Annotated in this window: 12 protein-coding genes; 11 read left to right on the top strand and 1 reads right to left on the bottom strand. The window is 38.5% G+C overall.

The genetic code is table 11. The annotated features are described in order from the left end of the window. The first annotated feature begins 75 nt into the window (after positions 1–75). From IGK96_RS08635 to IGK96_RS08595, 9 genes are all read left to right on the top strand, one after another. The gene (locus tag IGK96_RS08635; protein WP_002357984.1) at positions 76–840 is read left to right on the top strand and encodes a GntR family transcriptional regulator, LSA1692 subfamily; all 765 of its coding nucleotides are present in this window, start codon (positions 76–78) and stop codon (positions 838–840) included. Then, positions 837–2,135 carry a Sapep family Mn(2+)-dependent dipeptidase gene (locus IGK96_RS08630; protein WP_104846713.1) on the top strand — a complete coding sequence of 433 codons (1,299 nt, stop codon included), beginning with the start codon at positions 837–839 and terminating at the stop codon, positions 2,133–2,135. The genes IGK96_RS08635 and IGK96_RS08630 overlap by 4 nt, the downstream gene beginning before the upstream one ends. A 169-nt stretch (positions 2,136–2,304) precedes the next feature. Further along, complete coding sequence (locus IGK96_RS08625) at positions 2,305–3,258, top strand: N(4)-(beta-N-acetylglucosaminyl)-L-asparaginase (protein ID WP_002361636.1); 954 nt, start codon at positions 2,305–2,307, stop codon at positions 3,256–3,258. Between the two features lie 19 nt (positions 3,259–3,277). Further along, on the top strand, positions 3,278–3,607 hold the full coding sequence (locus tag IGK96_RS08620) for a PTS sugar transporter subunit IIB (RefSeq protein WP_002357981.1): 330 nt from the start codon (positions 3,278–3,280) through the stop codon (positions 3,605–3,607). Between the two features lie 18 nt (positions 3,608–3,625). Continuing rightward, positions 3,626–4,981: a PTS cellobiose transporter subunit IIC gene (celB, locus tag IGK96_RS08615; protein ID WP_033624912.1), complete on the top strand. Its 1,356-nt coding sequence runs from the start codon at positions 3,626–3,628 to the stop codon at positions 4,979–4,981. A 17-nt stretch (positions 4,982–4,998) separates the two neighbouring features. Then, entirely contained in the window at positions 4,999–5,517 is a 519-nt protein-coding gene (locus IGK96_RS08610) for a GrdB-related putative oxidoreductase (RefSeq protein WP_033624913.1), read from the top strand. 36 nt (positions 5,518–5,553) lie between these two features. Continuing rightward, positions 5,554–8,016 (top strand): ATP-dependent DNA helicase, encoded by a 2,463-nt coding sequence (locus IGK96_RS08605; protein WP_161975121.1) that lies wholly within the window; start codon positions 5,554–5,556, stop codon positions 8,014–8,016. Continuing rightward, entirely contained in the window at positions 8,013–8,978 is a 966-nt protein-coding gene (locus IGK96_RS08600; protein ID WP_002357976.1) for an asparaginase, read from the top strand. Before IGK96_RS08605 ends, IGK96_RS08600 begins: the two co-directional genes overlap by 4 nt. A gap of 21 nt (positions 8,979–8,999) precedes the next feature. Next, the gene (locus IGK96_RS08595; RefSeq protein WP_085443082.1) at positions 9,000–9,683 is read left to right on the top strand and encodes an HD domain-containing protein; all 684 of its coding nucleotides are present in this window, start codon (positions 9,000–9,002) and stop codon (positions 9,681–9,683) included. A gap of 16 nt (positions 9,684–9,699) precedes the next feature. Here the strand turns inward: IGK96_RS08595 and IGK96_RS08590 are convergent, their stop codons facing one another. Further along, positions 9,700–10,194 carry a YajQ family cyclic di-GMP-binding protein gene (locus IGK96_RS08590; RefSeq protein WP_010823584.1) on the bottom strand — a complete coding sequence of 165 codons (495 nt, stop codon included), beginning with the start codon at positions 10,192–10,194 and terminating at the stop codon, positions 9,700–9,702. A 234-nt stretch (positions 10,195–10,428) separates the two neighbouring features. Here IGK96_RS08590 and IGK96_RS08585 point away from each other — a divergent pair, with 234 nt between their 5' ends. After that, a complete protein-coding gene (locus tag IGK96_RS08585; RefSeq protein WP_002381974.1) occupies positions 10,429–11,385 on the top strand; it encodes a YitT family protein in 957 nt (318 codons plus the stop codon). A gap of 202 nt (positions 11,386–11,587) precedes the next feature. Continuing rightward, a complete protein-coding gene (locus IGK96_RS08580) occupies positions 11,588–12,457 on the top strand; it encodes a class II fructose-bisphosphate aldolase (protein ID WP_002357972.1) in 870 nt (289 codons plus the stop codon). Positions 12,458–12,555: the final 98 nt, after the last annotated feature.

The following is a 12,555-nucleotide window of genomic DNA, read 5'->3' as shown; positions in this document are numbered from 1 at the left end:
TTAAAAATTGATTTAGTATAGACAGTGTGGTATATACTAGGAAATTTATTTTTTTGAAGAAAGATAGGCGATGAAATGACAGAAAATGCACCCAAATTTAAGCAAATTTCTGCAGAAATTGAAAAGAAAATTCGAGACGGTCTGTATGTAAGTGCACAAAAATTACCTTCAGAATATGATTTAGCTAAAGAATATAACTGCAGTCGCTTGACCATCCGTAAAGCGATTGATGATTTGATCCGCAAAAATATTTTGGTAAAACGACATGGTAAAGGTAGTTATGTGATGTCGCAAGCGAAAATTCAAAGTGGTCGTGCTGGCTTACAAGGTTTTACTGAGGCAGCCAAAGCTTACGGGAAAAAAAGCCAGACAGAAGTCATTTCCTTTGAAGAAGTAGTACATCCCGCTGAGAAAATTCGGGAGGCGCTCCAAGTGGGCAAAAATGAGGCAATTTATGAACTGATTCGCCGCCGAATGTTAGACGGCGAGCCAATGACAGTTGAAAAAATTTATTTGCCACAGGCATACGTACAAGGCCATACGAAGCAAGACTTCGAGGGCTCTCTTTTCTGCTTAATCGAGAAGAACGTCGAGATTGCTTATTCGCATCAAGAAATTGAAGCAATCTTAGTTGAAGCGGAAATTTCAGAATTATTGAATGTTCCTGTGGGCCAGCCACTTTTACAAGTCCACTCTATCACCTATGCGCTTGATGCAACCCCCATTTTATATGATGTCTCTTTATATCGAGCAGATCGGTACACATTTAAAAACACACTGACCCGCTATAGCCCGTCTGAAAACAACCAAGTGGAGCTAGGAGGTTCTTGGAACGAATGAAGATCAAAGAAGAAATAGCCGCTCAAAAAGATTTATTTTATGAAGACTTAAACAAAATTATGGCGATTCGAAGTGTGAAAGGGTCGCCTAAAAAAGAGGCCCCTTTTGGCGAAGGACCGAAAAGAGCCTTGGAAGAAACGCTGAAACTTGCAGAGCGTTATGGCTTTCAAACTGAGATTGTCAATGACGTAGTTGGCTATGCGCAATGGGGAACAGCGGAAGAATATCTGGGGATTATTGGTCATTTAGACGTAGTACCAGAAGGTTCTGGCTGGTCAGTGCCGCCCTTTCAATTAACGAAAAAAAATCAACGTTTGTATGGTAGAGGAATTCTAGATAATAAAGGTCCTATATTGGCTTGCCTGTATGGAATGAAATTACTGAAAGAACTTGGTTACCAACCAAAGAAAACCATTCGCTTAATGTTTGGCACGGATGAAGAAAGTGGGAGTGGAGATATCCCCTTATATTTAGAGAAGGAAAACGCACCCGTTTTTGGATTTACTCCAGATTGTAAATATCCAGTAGTTTATGGGGAGCGAGGGATTGTTAATTATGAAATCACAACGACCATCCCAGATGATTCAAGTGAACAAATTGGTCAGATTATGGGTGATCAAGCAAAAGACCACGTACCTGATCAATTAAGTGTGGTGATTGCAGGAAAAACAACAGCAATCACGGGAAAACGCGCCCCTTCCAATGCGCCAGAACTAGGCAAGAACGCGATTACTTTATTGGCACAGAAAATTAGCGAGGAACAGTTAGTCAAAGGAAATTTATTACAGTATTTCGACTGGTTAACCGCTAGTTTTCACGAAAAGCACTATGGCGAAGGAGTAGCTCTGGACTTTAAGGATCAGGATAGTGGGCAATTGATTTTAACGCCCTATGCGTTGGAAAAACGAGGACAGCAATTGGTGTTATCATTGGCCGTGCGTTATCCTGTTTCTATTACAGAAAATGAAGTAACCACGCAGCTAACAAAGGCACTATTTCCAGAAAGTGAAGTGACTGTCATCCGCCGTCTCCCTAGTACGTTGTTTCCAAAAGATGAGCGCAATGTTCAAAAATTAACCAAGGTTTATGAACAAATTACTGGCTTAGATGGGACGCCAGTTACAACTACAGGTGCTACGTATGCTCGCTTTATGCCGAATATCGTTGCTTTTGGGCCGTCATTTCCTGGTCAAAAAGGCATTGCGCATAACCAAGATGAATATATGGATGAAAAAGATTTACTGCTTAATCTGGAAATCTATATGCAAGCGATGATTGCATTAACAGAAGCGTAAAACCAATAGAAGATACACGTATGAGAAGAAGCCAATGTGTTTCGTAGAGGTCGCATACGTGTATCTTTTATTTTTCTGTATAAAATTTCATTTTCAGTATATACAAAACAGTATATACTAGTTTATAATGGTGGAGAAATGTAAGCGTTAACGAAAGGGCGGATGGAAAATGACTTGGGGTGCAATTGCGACATGGCGGATGGCACATGATGGGTTACTAAAAGCTACAGAAGAATTACAACAAGGAGGTGCTGCAGGCACAGCTGTGGAACAATTAATTAAAGAAGTAGAAGACTATCCTTTTTATAAGTCAGTGGGCTACGGCGGTTTACCTAATGAGGAAGGGATTTTAGAAATGGATGCTGCCTATATGGATGGAGATACATTTGCAATTGGTGCTGTGGCAGGAATTACAGATGTTAAAAATCCGATTTCAGTGGCTAAAGCATTAAGTAAAGAGAAGTTTAATAGTTTTCGTGTTGGCGCAGGTGCAACGAAATATTCAATGTTGCACGGTTTTGAAAGAAAGAATATGTTGACAGAACGCGCTAATCAATGGTGGCAAAAGCGTTTAAAAGAAATTCAGGAAAATCAGTTGAACCCCTATGATGGGCATGATACTGTCGGCGCTATTACGTTAGACCAAACAGGATCAATGGCAGCTGGCACTTCCAGTTCGGGACTCTTCATGAAAAAAGCAGGACGTGTTGGTGATTCACCACTGTCAGGTTCTGGTTTTTATGTTGATAGTGAAATTGGTGGTGCTGCGGCTACAGGATTAGGTGAAGATTTAATGAAAGGCTGTCTTTCTTATGAAATCGTTCGTTTAATGGGGGAAGGGCGCTCGCCACAACAAGCATGTGATCAAGCCGTCTATGCTTTTCACGAAAAATTGACTCAACGTTATGGGAAAGCAGGAGCTTTTTCATTAGTGGCCATGAACAAACAGGGAGACTGGGGCGTAGCTACGAATGTGGAATTTACTTTTACGGTTGGTACTGATATGCAGCAACCAGAAATCTATATTGCAAATCCAGGCAAGAATCATACCACAGAGATTCAGCCGATTTCACAAGAATGGTTAGCGGCCTATGAAAAAAGAATCAAAGCACCAATTGAATAAATGAGGAGAGTGAAGGAACATGAGTAAAAAACAAATTTATCTTTTTTGTGATGCAGGGATGTCTACAAGTATTATGGTGAATAAAATGATGGAAGTGGTGGAAAAACATCAAATGCCTTTAATGATTACTGCTTTTCCTATTGCAAGAGCACAAGAAGTGGTTGAAGCAGAGAAGCCTGTTGCTATTTTATTAGGACCACAAGTCCGTTTTTTATTAGAAAAAACAAAAGAACAATTTGCTCCTCAAGGGATTCCTGTCGCTGCAATTGCGCCAGAAATTTATGGCATGATGGATGGCGAAAAAGCATTGAAAGAAGCGCTGCGGTTAATTAAGCAAAATAAAAAATAATAGATAGGAGTGACGACCGTGCAAAAATTTTTGGATTGGTTAGAGCGCGTATTGACCCCTTTGGCAAAAGTGATAGGAGAAAATAAGTATTTAGTAGCGATTCGTGATGGCTTCCTTTTATCAACACCCTTGTTGATTGTTGGTTCGGTCTTCTTATTAATTGCTAATTTTCCTTTGCCACAATGGGATACTTGGATGTCTCATTTTCTTGGTAAAGACTGGGCGACAATGATGTCTGTTCCAGCTAGTGCTAGTTTTGATGTAATGACCATTCTGGCCGTTGTCGGTATTGCCTATAGTTTAGGGAAACAATTCAATGTGGATGCAATGCAAGCAGGAATTATCGCATTGGTTTCATTTTTTATTGTAACGCCTTATCAAACATTATTTACACCGGAAAATAGTTCAAAGGTTTATGAAGTTACTAGTTTACCTTTAAAATGGATGGGTTCCAGTGGCTTGTTTTTAGGAATGATTGTCGCATTAATTGCGACTCGTTTATTTGTGGCCATTGTTCGTAAAGGGTGGACAATAAAAATGCCAGAAGGAGTGCCACCAACAGTGGTTAAGTCTTTTGAGGCCCTGATTCCGAGTTTTTTAGTTGTTACTCTCATGTTTTTAGTCAATTGGCTGGCTGCTTTAACTCCTTATGGTAATTTACAAGATGTTATTTTTGAATTTCTACAAACGCCCTTATTGAGTCTTGGTAATACCTTAGGTGCGATGAGCATTGCTTATTTATTTTTACACTTCTTTTGGTTCTTTGGCATTAACGGAGGTAGCGTGGTTGGCGCAGTCTTTAATCCTGTTTTGCGGGCATTGTCTGTTGAAAATTTACAAGCATTTAAAGACGGTCATGAAATTCCCAACATCATCACTGGACAATTTCAAGATATGTTTGCAACATTTGGTGGCGCCGGTTCCACACTCTCATTAATCATTGTGATGGTCTTATTCTGTAAAAGTCAACGGATTAAAAAGCTTTCGCAACTTTCACTAATTCCTGGTGTTTTTGGGATTAACGAACCAATCATTTTTGGGTTGCCAATTGTTTTAAATCCAATCCTTTTAATTCCATTTGTCTTAGTACCCGCAATTAATATTATTATTGCCTATTTTGCTATGGATTGGGGCTTAGTTCCATTGACGAACGGTATTCAATTGCCGTGGACGACTCCGCCAATTATCTCAGGATTTTTAGTCAGCGGTTGGCAAGGATCAATTCTGCAAGCTCTCTTATTGGTACTAGGAATGTTCATTTATTATCCTTTTATTCGAGTTATGGATGACCAATATTTACGTGAAGAATGGAAAGCACAAGAAGAAGAGAGTGAAGAAATTGATTTTGATTCCTTTGACTTCGATGATTTATAAAAAAGGAGGAAATAGGCGTGAAAAAAATCCTTTTAGTCTTAAACCACAGTTTAGCAGGATTTGGCAGTGATGAACAAGCTCAGCTGAAACCAAGTGGTAAAAAAGCTCCCTTAGGTCCAGGGGTAACATTGCTACCATTTTTACAGAAGCAAGGAGCGGAAATTGTTGCGACACTTTATTGTGGTGACCAATATTATTTGGAAAACGAGGAAGAGGTAGCAAAGAAATTTATTGGCTTTGCAAAAAAGTTTCATGCCGATGCGGTTCTTTGCGGACCTGCCATGCATTATCCTAATTTTGGAGAAATGGCTGCTCGTCTAGCTTGTAAGTTTAATGCTGTAGGCATTCCTGCAATTGCAGCGATGGCAGAAGAAAATCCAGCAGTTAGTCACTATTATCAGCAAGTACCGATTGTGAAGATGCCCAAAAAGGGCGGCATTGGTTTAAATAATTCGTTTAAACAAATGGCGCAATTGGTCGTGGCAAAAGCAAATGGAAAAGAAACCAAACAGTTAGAAGAAACAAGTTGTTTTTAATTGATGATAATCTAAAGAGAAATCCAGAATGAACGCATGATTGTGTTCGTTTTGGATTTTTTGCTTTTGTTTAGCGAATGTATGTTCTATAATAGGGAGGCAGATAGGTGGGATTACGTGAAATCAACGAGAAAAATTGCGGTGCGTCAAGTGGTCGAATTTATTTTAAGGCGGGGAAGTATCGATTCTCGCCATGTGAGTGAACATACACCACAAGAAGGTAGTCGCCTTCATCGAATGTTGCAAAAGGAAGCGGGGAGCCTTTATCAAAAGGAAGTATCTTTAAAAATTGAGGTGCCTTTAAATGGCCATAATTATTGTGTAGAAGGTCGTGCAGACGGCATTTTTGTGAAAGAAACTGGGCAAGTGGTCATTGATGAAATTAAAACATCCGAGCCAGCGTTTGAAGAATTGCCGCCAGAAAAGGTCGAATTGTTTTGGTATCAAGTGATGTGTTATGGTCACATGTATTGCCAACAAGAACAACTTTCTGAAATAACGCTTCAACTCACTTATTATCAGACCACCACAAAACAAATCACACGACAAGAACGCCATTTTACAGAAGCTGCATTAGCGGAGTTTTTTACTGATTTGATGAGGCGCTATGAACAGTGGGTAATTTTTAAAGAAGAGTGGCGTATTTTGAGAAATAAATCATTAAAAAATCTTAGTTTTCCTTACGGGGAGTATCGCAAAGGGCAACGAGAATTGGCGGTAGCCGTCTATAAAACAATTCTTAGTAAACAGCGGCTCTTCGTGGAAGCACCAACTGGAACAGGCAAGACAATGTCCACTCTTTTTCCAGCGATGAAAGCAATTGGTGAAGAAGAAGGTGAACGGATTTTTTATTTAACAGCTAAGACCATTACGCGGCAAGTGGCTGAAGATGCCGTCAAAGCGCTGTCCGAAAAACAAGCGCAAACTAAGAGTATTACGTTAACAGCAAAAGATAAAATTTGTTTTTTAACTGAACGAAATTGTACACCAGAACATTGCCCGTTTGCTGACGGCTATTATGATCGTTTAAATGAGGGACTGTGGGATTTATTGCAACATGAAAATCATTTAACGAGAGAGGTTATTGAACGGTATGCACAAAAGCACCAATTGTGTCCATTCGAGTTGTCGCTAGATGCAAGTCTTTGGTGTGATTTAATTATTGGCGATTACAATTATCTATTTGATCCAACGGTTTATTTACGGCGCTTCTTTGAAGAACCCCAAAGTGCAGAAGAGAATATTTTTTTAGTGGATGAAACCCATAATTTGGTTAATCGTTCACGGGAGATGTATTCGGCCGCTATTTCTAGGAATGCGGTTTTGCAAATTCAAAAAAGATTGCAAAAAGAATCTGTTCAATTGAAAAGTGCTTGTCAAAAAGTCTTAACTACGTTTGATGATATTGAAGCAATCTGTGAAGAAAAAGACACGGATTTTTTTGCCCAACGTGCGCCAATTGATTCATTAGTTAAACAGATACATCGATTAACAGAAGTAATTGCAGAATGGTTGCCAGAAAATCAACACATTGAGGAATTGGCGTCGATTCTCAGTTTTTATTTTGATTGTTTAAGTTATCTTCGAATCAGCGAGTATTACGACAACGGCTTTTATACGTCTATTTCTTTGCGAAACTATGACTGCGTTGTGAAACAATTTTGTGTCGATCCGGCTTATTTATTGTCACAACGATTAGATAAAGGGAAAGCGAGTATCTTATTTTCGGCAAGTTTAACACCTCTGAATTATTATCAAGAAGTGCTTGGTGGAGGTGAAGAAAGCCTACGTTATCGGATTCCGTATCCTTTTCCAGAAGAAAATCAATTGTTGATGATTGGTAGTCATCTTCAAACAACCTATAAAAACCGTGAAAAAAGTTATCCACAGATTAGTGAACTTTTAGGGAAGTTAAGTGAAACAAAAACAGGTAATTATTTAATTTTCTTCCCTTCTTATGCCTATATGGATGATGTCTATCAAGTATTTAGCCAACGTTACCCGCAAGTAAAAACTCAAATTCAGGGAACGGACTTAAACGAAAAAGAGCGAGAAGCATTTTTAGCTGAATTTAAAGAGAATCCTCAAGAAACTTTCATCGGTTTTTGTGTTTTAGGTGGTATATTTTCAGAAGGAATTGACTTGAAAGGTACCCGATTGATTGGTACGATAATTGTTAGTGTCGGGCTACCACAAATGAACCCAGAGCAAGAACTGATTCGCACTTTTTATCAAGAAGAGCGAGGGCAAGGGTTTCAATTTGCGTATCAAATTCCTGGTATGAATAAAGTCTTGCAAGCGGCTGGACGTGTCATTCGAGATGCGCAAGATAAAGGCTTTGTGTTGTTATTAGACGAACGATTTGAATTACCAAGTGTCCAGCGTTTCTTTCCGCCGCATTGGTTGGCGCATCGAAAGGCAAACACCAATGAACAACTCATTCAACAAGTGAAACAATTTTGGTTAAAAAATAAAGAAAATAAAGGAGGAAACAAATGAAGACCATTTTAGTCCTTCATACAGGTGGGACCATTTCCATGTCGAAAGTAGCAGGAGGAAGTGTTGCCCCGAATGAAAAAAATCCGTTGATGGAACAAGAAGCATTATTTTCTGGCAAGGTTCATTTAGTTGTCGAAGATATTTTTAATATCCCCTCACCACACATGACCTTAGAACGGATGTTTCAATTAAAAGAACGGATTCAAAAAGCTTATTCTGAACCAATTGATGGCGTGGTTATTACGCATGGAACAGATACATTAGAAGAAACAGCTTATTTTTTAGATATAACCTTAGAGAAAAAAATCCCCATTGTTTTAACAGGAGCAATGCGGTCAAGTAACGAAATCGGTAGTGATGGCTTGTATAATTTCATCAGTGCTATTTGGACTGCTTGTTCAGACGAATCGTACGATAAAGGTGTTTTAGTCGTGATGAATGATGAAATTCATACGGCGCGTTATGTGACAAAAACACATACAACGAACGTAGCAACGTTTCGGACGCCAACTTTTGGACCAATTGGAACCATTGCGAAAGAACGTGCTTTTTTTGCGAAAGAGGTCTTACCGCAAGAAGTTTGCGATGTTTCTTCTGTGAAAGGAAATGTTCACGTAGTGAAGGCCTATGCGGGGATGGGTGAACGAATGTTTGAATTATTAAACACCCCAGAAACGGATGGGTTAGTAATTGAAGCGTTAGGTGCGGGTAATTTACCGCCAGAAACGCTCCCAGCATTACAAAAAATGCTAGATAACGGGATTCCAGTCGTTTTAGTTTCTCGTTGTTCCAATGGCATCGCTGAAGATATCTATGATTATGCTGGTGGTGGCGTTGGCTTGAAAAAAATGGGGGTCGTTTTTGCCCGTGGTTTAAACGGACCGAAAGCGCGGATTCGTTTAATTGTTGGTTTAAACAGCGAAAAAAATCCTGCAGAGTTAAAAGAATTTTTGGAACAGTAACTAATTTTAAGGAGAAAATAAATGAAGCTGTTTGAACGCATTCATCAAGATACTGAAATTCGACAAATTTATGATGCAATTGGTCAAATGGAAGATGAAGAAGCTGGGTGGGCATACCATAATTGGTTTCATGTAAACAATGTCGTAGCCATGACGGAAATGATTTTGAAACAACTTGCTGTTTCAGAGGAGTATTTAGAGGCGGCAAAAATTGCGGCACTGCTCCATGATGTGGGTGCGCTACAAGGAAAAGCAGGACATGCACTTCGTGGGAAACAATTTGCAGAAGCATATTTTCGTAAGCAAAAGATTTGTTTGCCTTATCAAGAAGAAATTTTATCTTCTATAGAAAATCATAGTAACGGCTTTGATTCGGAAGAGTTAATGACGCTAGCGCTAATCATTAGTGATAAATTAGATATTACAAACTCTCGTGTTGCAAAGGCTGGTTATTTCGTGCCGGGAATGCGGCAACTTCAATTTTTAAAGAAAATTGAAATTATGCTTTCAGAACAAGAGGTTTGTGTCTCGTTTACGGCAGAAGAAGAACTGGATTTAGAAGAATTAAATGCGTTTTATTTTATGCCAAAGGTTTTCAAAGCAATTGCCGCTTTTTCAGGGAAAATCCAACGCCGACCAATCGTTTTATTGAATAATCAAGAATGGCCGGTACCAAAACAAAAAAATCCTTCAACTGTTCATTAACAGTTGAAGGATTTTTTTAGCGATAATTATTAAACTCAAGAGCCATTGGTAAATCTAATTCTCGTAAAAGAGCCATGACTTTTTGTAAATCATCCCGACTTTTTCCAGTTACCCGAATTTTTTCTTCTTGGATTTGTGACTTAACTTTAATCCCAGAGTTTTTGATAGCTGTGTTGATTTTTTTTGCATTTTCTTTATCAATACCACTGATTAAATCACCATATTGGCGAGCAGTACCGCCTAAGGCTTTTTCACTTTCTGAGAAATGAATATTTTTAATCGGAACATTGCGTTTGACTAATTTTCCAAATAAAATATCCTTCACTTGCTCGACTTTATAATCATCTTCAGCTACGACTACTAGTTTATCGTTTTCCAATTTAATATCAGCAATTGACCCTTTAAAGTCAAAGCGATTTTTCAATTCTTTCAAGGCAATTTGAATCGCGTTTTTGACTTCCTCCATATTGACCTCTGAAACTACATCAAAACTTGCTTCTTTTGCAGCCATGTAAAAACCTCCTAAAATATTCTTTGCTTCATCATATCATGAAATAGTAAAAAAGGTTAGGCTAGAATCATTTTGAATAGAGAAATAAGAAGATCAATTTTTAGGGATATCTTCTCGCATTCTTTCATGGAAACGTTGCAAAAAAATTTTTTTCAATGTTCGCTTTTAGCCCCTTTTCTTTTAGGATAGAACCTGTTATTCTAAGTCAGAAGAATAGCGAAGGAGCGAAGAAAAATGAGTCGATTGGTTAGTACTTACCAAAGGAATGAATCGATAAAAAAAATAGCAGTGATGGCGATAACCGCTTTGACTTCTGCGGTCGGTTTGAATTTCTTTTTGATTCCGGCAAAAGTTTTTTCGGCAGGGATGAACGGAATTGCGCAAATCATTGCTACATTATTATATACAAATTTAGGAATCCATATTAACACAGGGATCTTCATTTTATTTTTAAACATTCCCGTCTTCATTCTAGGGTTTGTAAAATTAGGGAAACAATCAACGATTCTTAGTTTCATCAATGTTATTGGCATTTCCGTTGTCACTATGTTTGTGCCAATCGTAACAGTCACAACGAATCCTTTGATGAACGCAATTATGGGTGGTGTCTTAGTCGGCGTTGGCGCAGGGCTTTCATTGAAAATGGGCTTTAACACTGGCGGCATGGACATTATTTCACTGATTCTTTCAAAAACAACAGGGAAAACCGTTGGTAATTTTATGTTCTTATTAAATGGTATTATTGTGCTGTTGGCTGGTTTTGTATTTAACTGGGAAAGTGCGTTGTATACTATTATTTCTATTTACTGTTTGAGTCAGGTGGTCGACATGATTCATACCAGTCACCAAAAAGTCACAGCAATGATTGTCACCACGAGACCAGAAGCCGTTGCCTTAGAAGTTTCTCAACAAATCGCTCGTGGCATGACCTTGTTGCCTTCAATCGGCGGCTATTCAGGTGCAGAAGGTCGGATGATTATGATGGTCATTACTCGCTACGAGCTCTATGATTTAGAACAAGCAGTTTACAGTATCGATGAGAATGCCTTTGTAAATATTTTACCAACACAATCGGTTTTAGGGCGTTTTGCCAATGAAGATGAACAACGGATTTTTCATAGTACAGGAACATTTCCTGAGCTTCAATCCTACAAGGTGAAACGTTATCCACCAAAGAAAAAATTAAAATAGCAAGTCGGCCTTCAGGTCCCAAAGTCTTAACGGGAAAACTGGAGGTTTTTTTATAAAAATGAAGGTTATGTGAAAGAATAGACAAAAATTTTCTGAAAAAGGGAATTTTACTAGAAAAGTGTCAGGAATTCTGCTAAAATAGAACCGTTGGTTAGGGAACACCTAACAAATAAAGTTTTTAAAAACTTAGGAGGAATTTTTTATGCCAGTAGTATCAGGAGCAGAATTCTTAAAAGCAGCACGTAAAGGCGGCTATGCAGTAGGTGGCTATAACACAAATAACTTAGAATGGACACAAGCGATTTTAGAAGCAGCAGAAGCTAAAAAAGCACCAGTTCTAATCCAAACATCAATGGGCGCTGCTAAATACATGGGTGGCTACAAAGTAGCTAAAGACATGATTACTAATTTAGTAGACTCAATGAATATCACAGTTCCAGTAGCAATTCACTTAGACCACGGTGACTACGAAGCTGCTTTAGAATGTATCGAAGTTGGCTATACTTCAATCATGTTTGATGGTTCTCACTTACCATTCGAAGAAAACTTAAAATTAGCGAAAGATGTAGTTGAAAAAGCTCACGCTAAAGGTATTTCTGTTGAATGTGAAGTTGGTTCAATCGGTGGTGAAGAAGACGGAATCATCGGTACTGGCGAATTAGCTGATATCGAAGAATGTAAACAAATGGTTGCTACAGGTATTGACTACTTAGCATGTGGTATCGGTAACATCCATGGTCAATATCCAGAAAACTGGAAAGGTTTAGCATTTGATCACTTACAAGCAATTGCTGAAGCTGTCGGTTCTGATGTACCTCTAGTATTACACGGAGGTTCTGGTATTCCTCAAGAACAAATTGAAAAAGCAATTTCAATGGGTATCTCAAAAGTTAACGTAAATACAGAATTCCAATTATCATTCGCTAAAGCAACGCGCGAATATATTGAAGCTGGTAAAGATTTAGAAGGTAAAGGATTTGACCCTCGTAAATTATTAGCACCAGGTAAAGCTGCAATCATCAAAGATGCAGAAGAACACATTGATTGGTTCGGTTCAGCTAACAAAGCTTAATCAACTAGTTACGTTAAAGACAGCCACAGCACGTGGCTGTCTTTTTTATTTTTTGTTATTTTTTCATTCTATTAAAATACCTGAGAAGTTTTCTTTTT

The sequence above is a fragment of the Enterococcus sp. DIV0682 genome, assembly GCF_051712685.1.
Taxonomy (GTDB): Bacteria; Bacillota; Bacilli; order Lactobacillales; family Enterococcaceae; genus Enterococcus; species Enterococcus faecalis.
This window is presented reverse-complemented; position numbering and strand designations above follow the sequence as displayed.

Bases quoted from the DNA above. Each gene is read 5' to 3' on its own strand.
- IGK96_RS08635 (WP_002357984.1), top strand. From the start codon at position 76: ATGACAGAAAATGCACCCAAATTTAAGCAAATTTCTGCAGAAATTGAA.
- IGK96_RS08630 (WP_104846713.1), top strand. From the start codon at position 837: ATGAAGATCAAAGAAGAAATAGCCGCTCAAAAAGATTTATTTTATGAA.
- IGK96_RS08625 (WP_002361636.1), top strand. From the start codon at position 2,305: ATGACTTGGGGTGCAATTGCGACATGGCGGATGGCACATGATGGGTTA.
- IGK96_RS08620 (WP_002357981.1), top strand. From the start codon at position 3,278: ATGAGTAAAAAACAAATTTATCTTTTTTGTGATGCAGGGATGTCTACA.
- IGK96_RS08605 (WP_161975121.1), top strand. From the start codon at position 5,554: ATGATTGTGTTCGTTTTGGATTTTTTGCTTTTGTTTAGCGAATGTATG.
- IGK96_RS08600 (WP_002357976.1), top strand. From the start codon at position 8,013: ATGAAGACCATTTTAGTCCTTCATACAGGTGGGACCATTTCCATGTCG.
- IGK96_RS08595 (WP_085443082.1), top strand. From the start codon at position 9,000: ATGAAGCTGTTTGAACGCATTCATCAAGATACTGAAATTCGACAAATT.
- IGK96_RS08590 (WP_010823584.1), bottom strand. From the start codon at position 10,194: ATGGCTGCAAAAGAAGCAAGTTTTGATGTAGTTTCAGAGGTCAATATG.
- IGK96_RS08585 (WP_002381974.1), top strand. From the start codon at position 10,429: ATGAGTCGATTGGTTAGTACTTACCAAAGGAATGAATCGATAAAAAAA.
- IGK96_RS08580 (WP_002357972.1), top strand. From the start codon at position 11,588: ATGCCAGTAGTATCAGGAGCAGAATTCTTAAAAGCAGCACGTAAAGGC.